The organism is Nocardia cyriacigeorgica, from assembly GCF_010858045.1.
Lineage (GTDB): Bacteria > Actinomycetota > Actinomycetes > Mycobacteriales > Mycobacteriaceae > Nocardia > Nocardia cyriacigeorgica_E.
Genome location: NZ_JAAGVC010000039.1, coordinates 1 through 17,286, shown reverse-complemented (window position 1 = coordinate 17,286; position 17,286 = coordinate 1). Strand labels below are relative to the sequence as shown.

Here is a 17,286-nt window from a genome sequence, read left to right as displayed (position 1 = left end):
TGGGTGGTCACCGGCTCGGCGCCGGTTCGAGGTCGTGGTGCAGCACGCCGTCGACGCGGCGGTGCAGCAGTGCGGTGCGCATCGAGTTGCGCTGCACTTTGCCGCTGGTGGTGCGGTGCACCGAGCGCGGTTCGACGAGCACGACATTCGGTGCGGGCACCGCGAATTCGCGCGCGACGGCGGTCTTGATCACGGAGGTGAGTTCGGCGAGGCTGATGCCCTCTTGCCGCGCGGTCTTCACGCTGTGCACCACGACCAGGCGTTCCCGGTCGCCGGCGTCGACCGAGACCGCGACGCCTGCGCCCGCCAGCGCCGGATGCAGCCCGCGCACCAACTCCTCGATGTCCTGCGGATAGATGTTGCGGCCGTTGACGATCAGCAGATCCTTGCGGCGCCCGGCGACGAACAGCTCGCCGTCGGCCATGAGCCCGAGATCACCGGTGCGCAGGAACGGCCCTTCCGCGCCGAGGTGGGCGCCGAAATCGTCGCTGGTCTCGGCCGGGCGATTCCAGTAACCGGCGGCGACGCTGGCGCCGCGGATCCAGATCTCGCCGACGACGGTGTCGGGCAGCGGCCGGCGGGTGTCGGGGTCGACGATGCGGATGTCGAGCCCACGCGCGGGCTGTCCGCAGCCGACCAGGGGCGCGTCGGCGGTGTGGAAGGAAGCCGGCAGCGACGGCGTGCGTGCAGCGCTGGCCAGCAAGGTCACCTCGGCCAATCCGTAGGCCGGACGCAACGCCGTCGCCCGCAAGCCCGCGGGCGCGAACCGTTCCCGTACGGCCGCCATGGTGCGTGCGCGCACCGGCTCCGCACCGCACAGCGCGATCTCCAGACTGGACAGATCCAGCTCGGCCAGCTGTTCGTCGGTGACCCGGCGGCTGATCAGTTCGTAGGCGAAATTCGGTGCGGCCGTGGCGGTCGCCCGGTATCGGTCGATGGCCTGCAGCCAGCGCACCGGGCGCTTGAGGAACGTCATCGGCGCCATGAACACCAGGTTCGCCCCGGCGTGGACCGCGCCGAGCAGCATGCCGATCAGACCCATATCGTGGAAGTGCGGGATCCAGCTGACGGCGGTCGTGGTGTCGTCGATGCCCAGTTCCGCGATCGCCGCCTCGTTGTGCAGCAGATTGCCGTGCGTGACGACGACGCCCTTCGGGTTGCCGGTGGACCCCGAGGTGTACTGCAGAAACGCCACCGTGTCCCGGTCGATCTCCGGCATCTGCCAGGCGTCGGGGTCGCCCAGCGCGGCGTCGGTGGCGGAAACCGTCACCGTGGGGGCCGCGGCCGCGATCAGCGGCGCGAGGTCGGCGGTGGTGAGCACCAGCCCGGCACCGCAGTCGGCGATCACCCCGGCGACGCGCCGGGTGCTGCGTTCATCATGCGGAACCGGCGCCGGAACGGCGATCACACCGGCGTACAGGCAACCGAGGAACGCGCGCAGGAACGCCATCGGGTCGGCGTAGAGCAGCACCACCGGCCGCGCCGATGCCTGCTGCCCGGCCAGCCAGACCGCGAGGGCCCTGGCGTCGCGGTCGAGATCGCGATAGCCGGCGACCTCCTCGTCGAGCTCGCGGCCGCGCTCACGGAGATAGGTGTAGGACCTGGTATTGCCGTATACGGCGACCTGTTGCCTGACGTGCTGCACAAAACTGTCGTGCACGGGCGGATTCCTTCGCGGTGGGTGGTGGGAGTTCTCACTCTCACCGATTCACCGCTGCCGAAACAGCACCCTCAGGGACCGGCCCGCGCACCCGCAGGGTGCGTCCGGCCTCACCCTTGGTGTGCGAACGCCGAGCCGGCGCCGCTACCGGACGACGATGTCCGCGGCCCGCATCGCGTCCTTGACCTGCGGGATGCTCAGGTCGCCGAAGTGGAACACGCTCGCCGCCAGCACCGCGTCGGCCCCGGCTTCCACCGCGGGCACGAAGTGCTCGACCTTGCCCGCGCCGCCGCTGGCGATCACCGGGATCGAGACCGCCGCGCGCACGGCGCGGATCATCGGCAGGTCGAATCCCGCCTTGGTGCCGTCGGCGTCCATCGAGTTGAGCAGGATCTCGCCCACGCCGAGTTCGGCGCCGCGCACCGCCCACTCGACCGCATCGATGCCGGTGCCGCGCTTACCGCCGTGCGTGGTGACCTCCCACCCCGACGGCGTATCGGGTTGGCCGTCCGGCACCGTGCGGGCATCGACCGACAGCACGATGCACTGCGAACCGAACCGCTCCGACATCTCCCGCAGCACCTCGGGCCTGGCGATGGCCGCGGTGTTCACCGACACCTTGTCCGCACCGGCGCGCAGCAACCGGTCCACATCGTCGACGGTGCGCACGCCGCCGCCGACGGTGAGCGGGATGAAGATCTGTTCCGCGGTGCGGGTGACCACGTCGATCATGGTGCCCCGGTCGGCGGAGGACGCGCTGACGTCGAGGAAGGTCAGCTCATCGGCGCCCTGGGCGTCGTAGAGGGCCGCCAGTTCCACCGGATCGCCCGCATCGCGCAGGTTCTGGAACTTGACGCCCTTGACCACCCGGCCCGCGTCCACGTCCAGGCACGGAATCACGCGTACCGCGACCGTCATCGCCTCATCCTTCCCGGCCACCGCGCGCGGCGGTGGGTTCTGTTTCCGCCGACACCGAACCGATCATCTCCAGCAGCTCGGCGTGCACCCCCGGCGCGGCGGCCAGCACCGAGCCCGATTCGATATGCCACGGCGCGCCGGCCAGGTCGGTCACCACTCCCCCGGCCGCGCGCACCAGCGCCACACCGGCCGCGTTGTCCCACGGGTGATGGCCGAACACGATGGCTCCGCCCAGCGCGCCCGAGGCGGTGAAGGCCAGGTCGATGCCGGTGGAGCCGTGCATCCGCACCCGCGAGGACAGCCTGCTCAGCGCACCGAGCAGATCGAACCGGAAGCGGCCGGGGATGCGCCCGCGCGAATCGAGGTTGAACGCGCCGAAGCCGATCATCGCCTCGGCCAGCGTTCCGGTGGGCAGCGGCGGCAGCGGCACACCGTCGAGCAGCACCGGACCACCGGCGACGGCGGCGTAGCGGCGGCCGAGCACCGGCAGCCAGGTCAGGCCGAGCACCGGTTCCCCGTCCCGCACCAGCGCCAGCAGCATGCCCGAGAGTGGATGCCCGGACGAGTAGTTGAAGGTGCCGTCGATGGGGTCGAGCACCCACGCGGTGCCGCTGGTCAGCTGCGGGCCGCCGAATTCCTCGCCGTGCACCTCGATTCCGGTGAGCTGGTGCAGCCGCGCGGAGATGGTGCGTTCCAGTTCCAGATCGAGTTCGGTGGCGAAATCGTTGTGGCCCTTGTCGACCGCGCTCGGCGCGCCGAGGCCGTCGACGAAGCGCACCGCGGCCGCGTCGAGTACCTCGGCGGCGATGGGCAGCAGTGTGGCGGGATCGGGGTTCGGGACGGTCATATCGGTGGGGTCAGCGCACCGCGGCGAGCGCCTCGGGCAGCGTGAACCGGCCCGCGTAGAGCGCCTTGCCGACGATCGAGCCCTCCACCCCGTCGGGCACCAGCTCGGCGATGGCGATCAGATCGTCGATGGTCGACACCCCGCCGGAGGCGATGACCGGGGCGTCGGTGGCGGCGCACACCTCGCGCAGCAGATCCAGGTTCGGGCCGGTCAGCGTGCCGTCCTTGGTGACGTCGGTGACCACGTAGCGCGAGCACCCGTCGCGTTCCAGGCGCTCGAGCACCTCCCACAGGTCGCCGCCGTCGCTGACCCAGCCGCGCCCGCGCAGCCGGTACTCGCCGTCGATGATCCGCACATCCAGGCCCACCGCGACCCGTTCGCCGTATTCGGCGATCGCGCGGGCGCACCACACCGGGTCCTCCAGCGCGGCGGTGCCGAGGTTGACCCGCGCGCAGCCGGTGGCCATCGCGGCCTTCAGCGATTCGTCGTCGCGGATGCCGCCGGACAGCTCCACCTTCACATCGAGTTCGCCGACCACCTCGGCCAGCAGTTCCCGATTGGATCCGCGCCCGAAGGCCGCGTCCAGATCCACCAGATGCACCCATTCGGCGCCGGCTTCCTGCCAGGCGAGCGCGGCCTCACGGGGCGAACCGTAGCTGGTCTCGCTCCCGGCCTCCCCCTGTACCAGGCGGACGGCCTCTCCATTGGCGACATCGACGGCGGGCAGCAGCACAAGACTCACTCCGAACAGCCTAGTAGCTCACCTTCGGCAACCCGGCCCCGGGCCTGCGGATTCACCGATCGCCGAGGCAGCCGCGCCGCGCCTTCGAGCACCGGTTCGGTACGTGCCGCCGTCAGAGTGCCGCGGCGAACTCGTCGACCGCGGTCTCCAGCACCCTCGCGCGATAACAGACCAGCGCCGCGACCACCGCGCAGACCGCGGTCACCGCGGCGGCCGCGATGCGCAGGCCCTGCCCGAGCAGGAACTCCGAGGCGGCCTGCTCGATCTCGGCCAGGGTGTACTCGTCACGGTCGTCGAACAGAATGGACGCACGCGGCCACTGGTACAGCACCGAGAGCAGGAACTGCCCGCTGATCAGCGAGATCAACGACGCCGTCATCCAGGCCCGGCCCATGCGATAACGCACCGCGACGGCGCAGGCGATGAGCGCGGTCAGCGTCAGCACCCCGCCCATCGGCCGCATCACGTCGCCGACGGCGACCACGGACATAAACTCCTCGGTCTGCGCCAGCGAGTCCGGCACCTCACGAAAGATGTTCGGGTACAACAGCATCGTCTCGACCGCGGTGGTGGCGAAGGCGAAACTCGCGACGACCGCGTACACCCCGATCACGGCCGACGCTACGGTGACGGATCTCATGGCGACCTCCTGCCGACCACGCTATATCCGTGGGCGGGCACCCGAATCCGGGAGCGCCCCGGGGATTTCGCCCCCTCCGGGTCAGGGTTCTCCCCGACTCGGCGCCGAGGCCCGCACGTACTACCGCCCAAACTTCGGCGCGTGGGACCATCGCCGACCTGCCCGAGGACCGAAGACCTGGTGCCGGAACCCCGTGCGAGCTCGACCGAGGTCACGGCGCACCGCTGCCCGTCTGCCATAGCGGACGGCCGAGGAGTGCTCGAAACATGGACCGCGTGATCGCCGACCACCGCGAGCTGGGCTCGGCCCGACGCCGACCTACAGCGACCGCACCCAGTTGCGCAGCAGCTGCGCCCCCGCATCCCCGGATTTCTCCGGGTGGAACTGCGTCGCCGAGAGCGCGCCGTTCTCCACCGCGGCCAGGAACTTGGTGCCGTGTTCGGCCCAGGTGAGCTTCGGTGCGGCGATGTGCTCGCTGGTGGGCAGGTCCCACTGCTGGGCGGCGTAGGAGTGCACGAAGTAGAAGCGGGTGTCGGCGTCCATGCCTGCGAACAACACGCTGTCGGCGGGGGCGTCGACGGTGTTCCAGCCCATGTGCGGGAGCACCGGGGCGTCGAGGCGGGCGACGGTGCCGGGCCATTCGCCGCAGCCCTCGGTCTCCACATCGAACTCGACGCCGCGGTCGAACATGATCTGCATGCCGACGCAGATGCCGAGCACCGGACGGCCGCCGGCCAGGCGCTGGCCGATGATGCGTTCCCCGCGCACCGCGCGCAGCCCGGCCATGCAGGCCGCGAACGCGCCGACGCCGGGCACCACCAATCCGTCGGCGGCCAGCGCGGCCTTCGGGTCGGCGGTCACCTCCACCTGGGCGCCGGCCCGCACGAGCGCGCGTTCGGCCGAATGCAGATTGCCGGAGCCGTAATCCAGCAACACCACCGAGGTACTCACAGCGCCCCCTTCGTCGACGGGACGCCGCTGACCCGCGGGTCGGGTTCGACGGCCGCGCGCAGCGCCCGCGCCACCGCCTTGAACTCGGCCTCGGTGACGTGGTGCTGGTCGCGCCCGTACAGCACCCGCACATGCAACGCGATGCGCGCGTTGAGCGCGATCGATTCGAAGACGTGCCGGTTGAGCACCGTCGAATACGGCGCGCCCGGCTCACCGCGCCCGCGCACCGACGAACCCGGGATCACCGCGTGCAGCAGGTGGTCCGGTTCGCCGACGTGCACGCAGTAGGGCCGCCCGGAGACGTCGACGGCGGCGTGGGCGAGGGTTTCGTCCATCGGGATATAGGCGTCGCCGAAGCGGCGGATGCCCTTCTTGTCGCCGAGCGCCTGGCCCAGCGCCTGGCCGAACACGATCGCGGTGTCCTCCACGGTGTGGTGGGCCTCGATCTCGATATCGCCGTCCGCGCGCACGGTCAGGTCGAAGCTGGCGTGCGCGCCCAGCGCGGTCAGCATGTGGTCGTAGAACGGGACACCGGTGGAGATGTCGGTGCGGCCGGTGCCGTCGAGGTTCAGCTCGACGACGATGCTCGACTCCTTGGTGGTGCGCTCCACCCGCGCGGTTCGGTTCATGCTCGCTTCCGTACTCATCGGGCGGACCCGGCGGTCAGTTCGGTACCGGCCAGTTTCGCACTGACCCGCAGGAATTCGTCGTTCTCGGCGGCGAGGCCGATGGTGGTGCGCAGGAAGCCGGGGATCCCGACATCGCGGATGAGCACACCTTCGTCCAGGTAGTGCTGCCAGGCGCGTGGCGCGTCGGCGAACCGCCCGAACAGCAGGAAGTTGGCATCGCTCGGCACCACCTCGAAGCCGAGGGCGGCCAGTTCGGCGGCCACCCGGTCGCGCTGGGCGGCCAATTCCGCGACGCTGCCGAGGGTTTCGTCGGCGTGACGCAGGGCCGCGCGAGCGGCGGCCTGGGTGACCACCGACAGGTGATAGGGCAACCGCACCAGCAGCAGCGCGTCGATCACCGCGGGCGCGGCCACCAGGTAGCCGAGGCGCCCGCCGGCGAAGGCGAAGGCCTTGCTCATGGTGCGGCTCACCACCAGCTTGGCCGGGTACCGGTCGATCAGGCCGATGGCGCTGGGCTGGGCGGAGAACTCGCCGTAGGCCTCGTCGACGATGACGATGCCCGGCGCCGCGTCCAGAATCCGCGCCAGCTCGGCCGACGGCACGCTGTGCCCCGTCGGGTTGTTGGGGCTGGTCACGAACACCACATCGGGCCTGCGCTCGGCGATGGCGGCGAGGGCGGCGTCGATGTCGAGGGAGAAGTCCGCCGATCGCCTGGCTTCGATCCATTCGGTGTCGATGCCCTCGGAAATGATCGGGTGCATCGAATACGACGGCACGAAACCGAGCGCGCTGCGGCCCGGGCCGCCGAAGGCCTGCAAGAGCTGTTGCAGGATCTCGTTGGAACCGTTGGCCGCCCACACATTGCTCGCGTCCACCGCGACACCGGTCTGCCTGGTCAGGTAGGCGGCCAGGTCGGTGCGCAGGGCGACGGCGTCGCGGTCGGGGTAGCGGTGCAGGTCCGCGGCGGCGGCGCGGATGGCCTCGGCGACGTCGTCGATGAGGGCGCGGCTGGGCGGATGCGGGTTCTCGTTGGTGTTGAGCTGCACCGGCACCGTCAGCTGCGGGGCGCCGTAGGGGCTCTTGCCGCGCAGGTTCTCCCGCAGCGGCAGATCCGCGAGTCCGATGCGCGCACCGGGCACGGCGCTCACGACAGCGCCTCGAACCGCGCCTGCACGGCCTGGCCGTGCGCGGGCAGATCCTCGGCGTTCGCCAGCGCCACCACGTGACCGGCGACGTCCTTCAATGCCGCCTCGGTGTATTCCACGATGTGGATGCCGCGCAGGAAGGTCTGCACGCTCAGACCCGAGGAGTGCCGCGCGCAGCCAGCGGTGGGCAGCACATGGTTGGATCCGGCGCAGTAATCGCCCAGGCTGACCGGGGCGTAGGCGCCGACGAACACCGCGCCCGCGCTGCGCACCCGCGCGGCCACGGCCGCGGCGTCGGCGGTCTGGATCTCGAGGTGTTCGGCGGCGTAGGCGTTGACCACCCGCAGGCCCTGCTCGATGTCGTCGACCAGCACCGTCCCGGACTGGGCGCCGGTCAGCGCCTCGGTGACCCGGTGCGCGTGTTTCACCACTGTCATCTGCGCGGTGAGCGCGGCGTCCACGGCGTCGGCGAGGGCGACGCTGTCGGTGACCAGCACGCTGGCCGCGAGAACATCGTGTTCGGCCTGGCTGATCAGGTCGGCGGCCACGTGCACCGGGTCGGCGGTGGCGTCGGCGAGGATGGCGATCTCGGTGGGGCCGGCTTCGGCGTCGATGCCCACCAGGCCGCGGCACAGCCGCTTGGCGGCGGTGACGAAGATGTTGCCGGGGCCGGTGATCATGTCCACCGGTGCGAGCTGCTCGCCGGTAGTGTCGGTGCCGCCGTAGGTGAGCAGGGCCACCGCCTGCGCGCCGCCGACCGCCCACACCTCGTCCACGCCGAGTAGCCGGGCCGCGGCCAGGATGGTCGGATGCGGCAGCCCGCCGAACTGCGCCTGCGGCGGCGAGGCCACCACCAGCGATTCCACGCCCGCGGCCTGCGCCGGGACCACGTTCATCACGACGCTGGACGGGTAGACGGCGTTGCCGCCGGGCACATACAGCCCCACCCGTTCCACCGGAACCCACCGCTCGGTGACGGTGCCGCCGGGCACCACCTCGGTGACGGTGTCGGTGCGCCGCTGATCGGCGTGCACGGTCCTGGTGCGTTCGATGGCGACCTCGAGCGCGGCCCGCACTGCCGGGTCGAGCTGGTCGAGCGCGGCGGCCAGTTCGGCTTCGGGCACGCGCACGGCGGCCGGGGCGACGCCGTCGAACTTCTCGCTGAATTCCTGCGCCGCGGCCACACCACGGTCGCGGATCGCCTCGACCACCGGCCGCACCTGATGCAACACCGAGTCGACGTCGACTCCCCCGCGCGGCAGCGCGGTGCGCAGCTCGGCAGCGGAGGGAGTACGACCGCGCAAATCGACGCGGGCGAGCTCGATGCGGGATGTCATATCGGTGTCGATCCTTGTCTGCAGCGGGTCCGCAACGGGAAAGTTGCCTCTACCAGCCTAATGGGCCGACGCCACCGGTTATCCTCGCGGGCTGCCCAGTGTGTGACGGGCACCGCGCCGTCCTCCGAATCGGCACGTCACACTGCCTGCGCTACGCGAAGTGGTGCGCATGCCGGATACCGATGCTCAGGCGCAGCGGCGGCGCAGTTCGGCGACGCCGTCGCCGGTGAGGTCGTCGAGCGCGGCGGTGCGCCCGACCATCGCCAGGGCGAGTGCTTCGCCCGGGCCGCGCACTTCCGGCCCCGCACCCGAGGACCAGGGCACGTCGGTGGCGACGAAACGCAATCCCTTGGTGTGGCGGCGGGGCCGGGCGAACGGGTCGGGATGGTCGAGGAGGGTGATGAGCCGGTCCTGGGGGATGTCACGGGTGCGGCCGAGCGGGCGGCGGATGTCCTGCTGATGCACCATCAGGTCGGCCAGCAGCAGCTGGGGCGCCAGCCTCGACAGCCGCCCGGCCCGGTGTTCGAGCGCGTCCACGAGTTCGCCGGTGGACAGCCGCGCCGACGCGGTGACGATGGCGGCGTTGGTCTTGTCCACCGACCCGAGGACCCGCGCCGTCAGCACCGCGTAGGCGAGCGGAGAGTAGGTGTCGTACATCAGATGCCCGGCGACATCACGCACCCGCCACCCCGCGCACAGCGACGGCGTTTCCCATTCCGCCGCGGACAGATCGCGCAGCAGCTCGATCAGCTGCGCTCGTTCGGCAGCGACCATCCCCCGAATACCCATGCGGGCGAGGGTATCTGCTAGCGGGTGTCGCTGTCGATGAGCAGTCGTCCGCCGCCGGCGTCGATGATGCGCAGGTCGGGGTTCTTGCTCTGGCCGCCGTAGGTGAGGCCGGTGACGCGCATGTCGACCGAGCCGTCGGCGTTGACGCCGTTGGGGGCGTAGATGCGGCCGAAGCTCTGGATGGTGCGGTTGTCGGCGCTCCAGTACTGCCGGAAGCCCTGCTGGTCGGTGTATACCTTCTGCGCGGCGGGCGTCAGCAGCGACCACGAGCTCTCCGGATCGCTGTAGAACCGCTCCACCAGCTGCCCGGCGGCGCCGATATCGGTGACCTTGCCGCCGACGCTCGGGGTCTGCCCGAGCAGCGGCACCGCTGCCGAGGTGCTCGCGTCACCCGAGGGCGCGGTGGCCACCGACGAGGCCGAGGCCTGCGGCGAGGAGTTGTCGTCGGCCGTGTTGAACGCGCTCACCAGCAGCGCCGACACCGCCACGACCGCACCGACGAGCGCGCCGATCAGCACGGCGCGCCGTTTGCCCGCGGCCGGTGAGGTGGTGCGCGGCTGGGTGGTGGTGCGGGGATGGGCCGCGGTGTCGGGATGATCGCGCGCTGGCGCCACCGGACGATGCGCGGCGGTGTCCACCGCGACCGAACTGCGCCGCGGCGCGGGCTGACGTTCGGTGGCCGGGCCGGCGGCCGCGGCGCGCGAACGCAGCGCGCGGGTGGCCACCACTTCGGTGGCGCCGTCGCCGTTGCGGCGCCCGAACGCCTCACTGGCCGGGACGAATCCGGCGGGCACCGCGTCCTCACCGGCGTCGGCGAAGGCCGCGAGCTGATCGCGCGCCATCCGCATGGTCGGGCGGTCCTCGGGCTGCGGGCTCAGCAGCTGGAGCAGGAAATCGGTTGCGGGACCGGCATTACGCGGCTCGCTGACCTGACCGTTGGCCGCAGCGTACAGCACCGCCAGCGGGTTCGAGCTTGCGCCGTAAGGCGGTTCGCCTTCGAGTGCGTGAAAGAGGGTGGCGCCCAGGGCGAAAACGTCGGCGGCGGGGGTCGGATCGGCGCCGCGCGCCACCTCCGGCGCGAGATAGGCGGCGGTACCGCAGATCAGGCCGGTTTCGGTGAGTGTCACATCGCCTGCGGCGCGGGAGATGCCGAAGTCGGTGATCTTCACGGTGCCGTGGTCGTCGAGCAGCACATTGCCGGGTTTGACGTCGCGGTGCACGATTCCGGCCTGATGCGCCGCGATCAGCGCCGAGGCGACCTGTTCACCGATCCGCGCGACCTGGTTCAGCGGCACCGCGCCCTGCGCCGAGAGCACCTGCGCGAGACTGCGCGATTTCAGGTATTCCATCACCAGGCACGGGTCGCCGTTGTGTTCGGTGATGTCGAAGACGACGATCGCGTTCGGATGCTGGAACCTGGCGGCGTTGCGGGCTTCCCGGATGGCGCGTTGGCGCAGCACATCGCGTTCCGCCTCGGGCAGACTGGGTTTGATGTGGATCTGCTTGACCGCGACCGATCGCTGCAAGCGCTCGTCGATGGCACGCCAAACTACGCCTGTGCCGCCGCTACCAATCCGCTCGACCAGGCGGTAATGCTCCGCGATCAACTGACCGGTATCGATGGCGCCTACTCCGAACCTTCTCGAAATGTGACAAATCGCGTAACTGACCGCTCGCGCGTTCGGGACGAGTGTAGCGGGCGTGCGGGCCGCACCGGCCACTGATACACCCCTCCACCCGCCTTCGGGGCCCGCCCTTACCCCGCCACCTGCGGGCACGCGGTGCGCGGCTGGTCGGACGGGTCCGAACTCGGCCCGACACGCCGTGCGACTCGCCGAGAGCGCCGGGTACGCACCTGCGCTCCGGACACCCATGCGCCGTCTGGTCCGGCCGGTCCGGTCGAACGTCTGTTCAGCGGCCGGCGCGCAGCATCCGTCCCGCGGCCTCGACGGCGGGAGCCGAACTTCCCGCGTCCGCCACGAACACCGCGAACGCCAGATCACCGTCGATGCCGATGAACCAGCCGTGCGCGTGGGAGTTGTCGCCGTATTCGGCGGTGCCGGTCTTGCCGAGTAGCCCGGGGATGTCGGCGAGCTGGGTGGCGGTGCCCGCGGTGATCGTTTCGCGCATCATCGTGCGCACCTGCTCGGCGACACCGGCCGGCAGCGGCTGCGGTGTCCGATCTGCGACGCCTGGCGCACCCGCGACCAGCATCGGCGCCGGTGTGCTTCCGTGCGCGAGCGAGGCCGCGACCAGCGCCATCCCGAACGGCGACGCGGTGACGGCACCCTGGCCGATACTCGATTCGACCCGTTCGGCGGGCGTGTTGGCGGGCGGGACCGACCCGGTGACGGTGGTGAGCCCGGGCGTGACGTAGTCGATGCCGAGGCCGAGCTGCGCGGCGGTGTCGGTGAGTGCGTTCGGTGGCAGATTCACCGCGAGCCGGGCCATGGTGGTGTTGCAGGAGCGGGCGAAGGCGGTGTGCAGTGGCACATCGCCCAGGTCGAAGCTGTCGTCGTTGGGGATGCGGCGGCCCTCGATATTCGCCTCGCCCGGGCAGGGCAGCACGGTGTCCGGGGTGACGGCGCCGTCGGCGAGCGCCGCCGAGACGGTGATCGTCTTGAAGGTCGAGCCGGGTGGATAGAGCCCGGTCAGCGCGATCGGGCCTTCCCCGTCGGCGGCCTCGTTCTGGGCGACGGCCACCACCTTGCCGGTCGAGGGTTGCAGCGCCACGATCGCCGCCGGCTGGGGCAGCGGTGTCAGCGCGTCCTCGGCGGCATGTTGCAGGTCGATGTCGAGGGTGGTGGTGAGGTCGGCGGTGGGCTGGGGATCCTGGCCGGCGATGCGTTCGGTGCCCTGCGGGGTCTGGGCACGCACGGCCCAGCCCGCGGCCTCGTCGGCACGCTGCTGCCACAGTTCGTTCAGCCCCGACAGTGTCGGCGCGGCCAGCGCTTTATCGGTGGTCAGCAGCCGGGTCTGCGGTGCGAGGGTGACGCCGGGGACAGCGGCCAGCGCCTGCTGGATCGGGGCGATATCGGTGGCGCGCAAGCTGATCGGCGTAATGGGTTTGCCCTCGGCGGCGGCGAGCTCAGCGTCCAGCGAGGCGGCGGTGATGGTGGGCGCCACCGGGGCGAGCACGGCGGCCAGCGCGGCGGTGTCGGCGCCTGGCGCGACGTTGACCAGGGTGACGATCTGCTCGGTCATGAGTTCACCGCCGCTCGCGTCCAGCACCCGCGCGGGTTCCGGATACACCGGCACGTAGGTCAGTGGGCCCTTGTCCAGGCCGGGCGCGACGGTCGCCGGGTTCCAGTGGATCGTCCAGTCGTCACCGGATTCGGCGGCCGTTCCGGTGGTCGTGTAGGTCCATTCGTGCGTGCCGTCCTTGCCGAGCTTCCAGGTCGCGGTGAGGGTGAAGCGGTCGTCGCCGGCGTCGTCGACCCGGAAGACGACCTCCGATCCCAGCCCCTCGTACAGCCCGCGCAGCGCCTCCCCTGCCTGCGCCGGATTGTCGGTCAGTGCGGCCGCCGCGGGCAGATCGTCCCTGTTCAGGGCCTCGACGAACTCGCCGGCCACGGTGTCGGGCTGCTCCGGCCCCGAAGAGCATCCCGCAGCGAACAAGGCGACGGCGGCCAGTACCACGAAGACTTTCCGATCGGTGCGCACTCGCCCGAGGGTAGCCATGTGCGCTCGATCCGACCCGTCGCGCGGCCGACCGGCGCGCCGAACGCTGCTCGGACCGGTCGACACCGGCTCGTCTCATTCGCGCTCGGTCCAGGGGGCGGAGATCACCGCCTTCGCGTCCTCCTCGGTGAGATCGATATCGAAGACCTCGCTCAGCACCTCGGGCAGTTCATCGAGCTTCACCGCACGGGTTTCGCTGGTGCCGTCCGGGTATTCGGTGGTCCAGGTGGCACCGTCGAGAATGTGGTGCGCGGCGGGGTGGAAGCGTTGCACGAAGGGCCGCTGGGTGAACGGGGACCGCGGCGAGGTCGAGACGAAATGGTTGCCGACTTCGAAATCGATGCGGTACTGCGGGTTCAGGGTGAAGGTGTAGCGGTCCACCCAGCCGTCGCGGGCGAACTGGTGCAGCGTCCACAGCTCGCTGTCGAGCTCGCCTGTGCCCTGTTCGAGGCGGAACTTCCATTCGCCCAGCCCGAATTCGCCGCCGGAATCCACGAGTTCGTACGGCGCGGCCGGCCCGGCGCCGAAACCGACGTCGACGATCCAGACCCGGTCGTCGTCATCGGTGGTGACGCGCAGCAGCGCGTGCGTCGCCGGACGCAACCCGCCCGAGCCCATCGTCACTCGCCCACTGAGCCCGGTGACGCCGAATCCGAACCGCTCCAACGCCGCCGCGAACAGCCCCACGTTCTCGTAGCAGTACCCGCCGCGCCGCCGCCGCACCAGCTTGTCCTGCAACGACGCCACGTCCAGCGGCACCGGCCTGCCGAGGACCGCCTCGAGATTCTCGAAGGGGATGGAGGTGGTGTGTGCGGCCACCAGCGCCCGCAACGCGGCGACGGTGGGAGCGCGCTCGCCGTCATAGCCGATCCTGGCCAGGTACGCGTCCAGATCGATCTCGGCGCCGTTCCAGTGGTAGGCCGGGTCCGCGGACTTGCTCATTGATGTCCTCGATTCGTCGCCGTGTCGTCTCGGACAACCGCACCGGGCCCGCGCATGTTCCAGGCCCCAGCGGTCCGCAGCCGCGGCAGCCGGGAGTGATTGCCGTCACAATGCCGAACCGGCGGGAACCGGGCGTGCGCTCCTGCGTCCAAGCCGTTGTAGGACAACCACATTCGAGTGAGGATCACGTGATGAAGCTTCGGACCGCGAGCGTCCTGGTCGCCGCAGCGATCGCCGGATTCGGCGTCATGGGGGCCGGATCGGCCATGGCCGCGCCCGTCGAGACCGTGTCGGCGACGCTGGCAGGTGCCCCTGGCGACGGCTGCCCGCCCCCGCCGCTCGGCCCGGACGGCCGCCCGCTCCCGCCTCCGCTCGGCCCTGACGGCAAGCCGCTGCCACCTCCGATCGGCGCCGACGGCAGGCCGTGCCCGCCCCCGGTCGGGCCCGACGGTCATCCGCCGCAGCCGCCGGCCGACCGCTGAGGTTCCGCACCGCTCGAGCGCGCACCCGGCTCAGATGTCCTCGTCCGGGTGCAGCGCATCCAAGATCAGCGTCAACCCGAACTCGAATTCGTCGGCATACGCGTAGTCCGGGCGCAGGGCGTGGTCGGCGATGAGTTCGGCCAGGTGCGGGTACTCGTCGGCCGGCGCACCGGACAGAATGCCGGTGGCGACCTCGTCGAGTTCGGCGCGGTCACCGAACGGCAGGCTCAGCTCCTGGAGCACGAACCCGTAGAGGTAGCTGTCGATCACCGAAAAGGCATGCGCCGCCATGGCCGTCGAAAAGCCACCCGCGCGCAGCACGCCGAGCACGGCGTCATGGTGACGCAGCGTGGCCGGCCCCGGATGACTGCGTGAATCCATCAGCCCGACGGCCCAGCGGTGCCGCCGCAGCGCCGTACGCGTGGAGTGCGCACGCTCGCGCATCGCCGTCTTCCAGTCGGAATCCGTTGCGGGCAAGTTGATTTCGGCAAACACCGCGTCGACCATCCCGTCGAGGATGTCCTCGCGCCCGGCCACGTGGTTGTACAGCGACATCGCCTCCACGCCCAGCCCGGCCGCGACCGCCCGCATCGTCACACCGGCCGCCCCCTTCTCATCGGCCAGCCGCACCGCGGCGGCGATCACCCGATCCCGGCTCAGCGGCGCCCGGTCCGTTCTCCCGCGCCGGCGCGTGCCCTGCTCGCCCATCCGACTCCTTCCACCCTTGACGCACTTACGCCGTAAGTCTACCGTGACTTACAACGTAAGTTCACATGATCAGGAGCGCGGGAACATGAGCACAGACCAGATACGCAAGGTGTGCATCGTCGGAGCCTCGGGCAAGCTCGGGCAGTACATGGTCCGGCACGCCCTGGACCGCGGATACGAGGTCGTCGGCGTGTGCCGCGAACGCAGCGTGCCGAAACTGGCCGAGGTCGCCGACCGGATCACCATCGTCGCCGGCCCCACCAACGACCGCGAGGTGATCCGGCGGGCGGTCGCCGGATGCGACGGCGTGCTGACGGTGCTGGCGCCCTGGGGCATCCAGCAGTACTCCTCAGGGACGGCCCAGGCGGTGCTCGATTACGCCGAACCTCATGCGCGCCTGATCTTCTCCTGCGGCTGGCACGTGCCCCGCGACGACAACGATCGCTACACCTGGCATTTCAAGGCCATCGTCCGGGTCACCACCTGGCTGGCCCGGCTGGTCCGCGCCGTCGAAATCGACGATCAGGTGGAGGCGGCCCACCGCATCTACGCCAGCGACCGCCGCTGGACCCTGGTGCGCGGCAGCGATCTCGAAGAAGGCGACAGCCAGGGCCTGCCCGTATGGAGCCCCCATGTCGGCGACCCCATCCTCGCCAGCAACCGCACCCGCCGCACCGACTTCGCTCTCTTCATGGTCGAAGCCCTCACCGACGACTCCCTCATCCACCAGGCCCCCGCCATCGTCGGCCGCCTCACCCCCAGCGCCCTCGCCCACGGTGAGCAGAGCCGGATCGAGAAGTGATCATCCGGCCTCAGCAGATGGGACTGCGCTGTCGCCTCCAGGTCGCCAGAGCCGGACGCAGCCGACGAACGCGCGGCCGACCGGCGGCGTAATCACCCGATCGAGTTCTGCCCCCGTGGAGCTGTGGCGAGCGCCCAGACGCGGTATCCGCGCGACGACCACCGAGTATTGCGGACCGTCGAGCGCTCCCGCCGGGTGGATGAGCGTGGCTCCATCATTGCCGAATCTGCGGGCAGTTCCCTTCTCTCCAGGTACCTGTTCGCCCGCATATGAGCGACAATCGAGCGACAACGCGATCAGGTGTCGCTCATACGCGGGCGAACAGTACCTTGTAGGTAGCCGCCGCCTGCCGAATCCGGATGAGCGTCGCTTCATCGTTGCCGGAACTGCGGGCAGCTCCTCTCCTCCCGAGGTATCTTTCGCCCGCATATGAGCGACAAACAAGCGACAACGCGATCAGGTGTCGCTCATACGCGGGCGAACAGTACCTTGTAGGTAGCCGCCGCCTGCCGAATCCGGATGAGCGTGGCTCCATCGTTGCCGGAACTGCGGGCAGCTCCTCTCCTCCCGAGGTACCTTTCGCCCGCATATGAGCGACAAACAAGCGACAACGCGATCAGTTGTCGCTCATATGCGGGCGAACAGTACTTTGTAGGTGGCAGCCCGCCGAATGTTGTCGTACCCCGCGTGCATACTGCACGGCATGGACGGGGAGGGATTGCGTATTGTTTCGGGGATCGAACTGCGATACGCGCTGACAGCAACGGTATTCGAAGCCGAAGGCCCGCTCACCGTCGCCGAACTCGTGGACGCACTCGAATTCGCCGGCCTAGGAGTACGCGGGCGACCATCGAAGACGGTATCGGACGCACTGCGCTGGGAAGGGCGGCGCGGACGAATCATCCGCAGGGGCCGCGGCCTCTACGGCCGAGGCCACATGCCCCGCCAAACCGCCGCCCGAATCCGCGACCGCGTACACCGACTACGCCGCCCGCCCGAACCGACCCCCACTC

17 protein-coding genes are annotated in these 17,286 nt (G+C 70.4%); 3 read left to right on the top strand and 14 right to left on the bottom strand.

Annotated elements, in window-relative coordinates; genetic code table 11:
- Positions 1 to 7: 7 nt before the first annotated feature.
- The 13 genes from GV790_RS23755 to GV790_RS23695 form a co-directional block, all read right to left on the bottom strand.
- Complete coding sequence (locus GV790_RS23755) at positions 8 to 1,660, bottom strand: fatty acyl-AMP ligase (protein ID WP_163816238.1); 1,653 nt, start codon at positions 1,658 to 1,660, stop codon at positions 8 to 10.
- A gap of 144 nt (positions 1,661 to 1,804) precedes the next feature.
- The gene (gene hisF / locus GV790_RS23750; RefSeq protein ID WP_163816236.1) at positions 1,805 to 2,578 is read right to left on the bottom strand and encodes an imidazole glycerol phosphate synthase subunit HisF; all 774 of its coding nucleotides are present in this window, start codon (positions 2,576 to 2,578) and stop codon (positions 1,805 to 1,807) included.
- 4 nt (positions 2,579 to 2,582) lie between these two features.
- Positions 2,583 to 3,425, bottom strand: a complete 843-nt coding sequence (locus GV790_RS23745; RefSeq protein WP_163816234.1) for an inositol monophosphatase family protein — start codon at positions 3,423 to 3,425, stop codon at positions 2,583 to 2,585.
- A gap of 10 nt (positions 3,426 to 3,435) precedes the next feature.
- Complete coding sequence (gene priA / locus GV790_RS23740; RefSeq protein ID WP_130915903.1) at positions 3,436 to 4,167, bottom strand: bifunctional 1-(5-phosphoribosyl)-5-((5-phosphoribosylamino)methylideneamino)imidazole-4-carboxamide isomerase/phosphoribosylanthranilate isomerase PriA; 732 nt, start codon at positions 4,165 to 4,167, stop codon at positions 3,436 to 3,438.
- Between the two features lie 112 nt (positions 4,168 to 4,279).
- Complete coding sequence (locus tag GV790_RS23735; RefSeq protein ID WP_163816232.1) at positions 4,280 to 4,807, bottom strand: hypothetical protein; 528 nt, start codon at positions 4,805 to 4,807, stop codon at positions 4,280 to 4,282.
- Positions 4,808 to 5,125: 318 nt separating this feature from the next.
- A complete protein-coding gene (gene hisH, locus GV790_RS23730) occupies positions 5,126 to 5,758 on the bottom strand; it encodes an imidazole glycerol phosphate synthase subunit HisH (RefSeq protein WP_163816230.1) in 633 nt (210 codons plus the stop codon).
- Positions 5,755 to 6,387: an imidazoleglycerol-phosphate dehydratase HisB gene (hisB, locus tag GV790_RS23725; protein WP_163816228.1), complete on the bottom strand. Its 633-nt coding sequence runs from the start codon at positions 6,385 to 6,387 to the stop codon at positions 5,755 to 5,757. The genes hisH and hisB overlap by 4 nt, the downstream gene beginning before the upstream one ends.
- A 14-nt stretch (positions 6,388 to 6,401) precedes the next feature.
- Entirely contained in the window at positions 6,402 to 7,535 is a 1,134-nt protein-coding gene (locus GV790_RS23720; protein WP_163816226.1) for a histidinol-phosphate transaminase, read from the bottom strand.
- Positions 7,532 to 8,869 carry a histidinol dehydrogenase gene (hisD, locus tag GV790_RS23715; RefSeq protein WP_163816224.1) on the bottom strand — a complete coding sequence of 446 codons (1,338 nt, stop codon included), beginning with the start codon at positions 8,867 to 8,869 and terminating at the stop codon, positions 7,532 to 7,534. Before hisD ends, GV790_RS23720 begins: the two co-directional genes overlap by 4 nt.
- A 186-nt stretch (positions 8,870 to 9,055) precedes the next feature.
- On the bottom strand, positions 9,056 to 9,658 hold the full coding sequence (locus tag GV790_RS23710; RefSeq protein ID WP_256673489.1) for a maleylpyruvate isomerase family mycothiol-dependent enzyme: 603 nt from the start codon (positions 9,656 to 9,658) through the stop codon (positions 9,056 to 9,058).
- Positions 9,659 to 9,675: 17 nt separating this feature from the next.
- Positions 9,676 to 11,265 carry a serine/threonine-protein kinase gene (locus GV790_RS23705; RefSeq protein WP_163816222.1) on the bottom strand — a complete coding sequence of 530 codons (1,590 nt, stop codon included), beginning with the start codon at positions 11,263 to 11,265 and terminating at the stop codon, positions 9,676 to 9,678.
- 304 nt (positions 11,266 to 11,569) lie between these two features.
- Entirely contained in the window at positions 11,570 to 13,339 is a 1,770-nt protein-coding gene (locus tag GV790_RS23700; protein ID WP_163816220.1) for a penicillin-binding transpeptidase domain-containing protein, read from the bottom strand.
- Between the two features lie 75 nt (positions 13,340 to 13,414).
- Positions 13,415 to 14,281 (bottom strand): arylamine N-acetyltransferase family protein, encoded by an 867-nt coding sequence (locus GV790_RS23695; RefSeq protein ID WP_163816218.1) that lies wholly within the window; start codon positions 14,279 to 14,281, stop codon positions 13,415 to 13,417.
- Between the two features lie 191 nt (positions 14,282 to 14,472).
- Here GV790_RS23695 and GV790_RS23690 point away from each other — a divergent pair, with 191 nt between their 5' ends.
- Complete coding sequence (locus GV790_RS23690; RefSeq protein WP_163816216.1) at positions 14,473 to 14,763, top strand: hypothetical protein; 291 nt, start codon at positions 14,473 to 14,475, stop codon at positions 14,761 to 14,763.
- 30 nt (positions 14,764 to 14,793) lie between these two features.
- On the opposite strand, the gene GV790_RS23685 is transcribed toward GV790_RS23690, so the two are convergent.
- Positions 14,794 to 15,471 (bottom strand): TetR/AcrR family transcriptional regulator, encoded by a 678-nt coding sequence (locus tag GV790_RS23685; protein ID WP_163816214.1) that lies wholly within the window; start codon positions 15,469 to 15,471, stop codon positions 14,794 to 14,796.
- 85 nt (positions 15,472 to 15,556) lie between these two features.
- On the opposite strand from GV790_RS23685, the gene GV790_RS23680 reads away from it, so the two are divergent.
- Together GV790_RS23680 and GV790_RS30805 are read left to right on the top strand one after the other, a co-directional pair.
- Complete coding sequence (locus GV790_RS23680; protein WP_163816212.1) at positions 15,557 to 16,273, top strand: NAD(P)-dependent oxidoreductase; 717 nt, start codon at positions 15,557 to 15,559, stop codon at positions 16,271 to 16,273.
- A gap of 703 nt (positions 16,274 to 16,976) precedes the next feature.
- The coding region (locus GV790_RS30805) for a hypothetical protein (RefSeq protein ID WP_218586461.1) at positions 16,977 to 17,286 on the top strand (310 nt) is incomplete at its 3' end.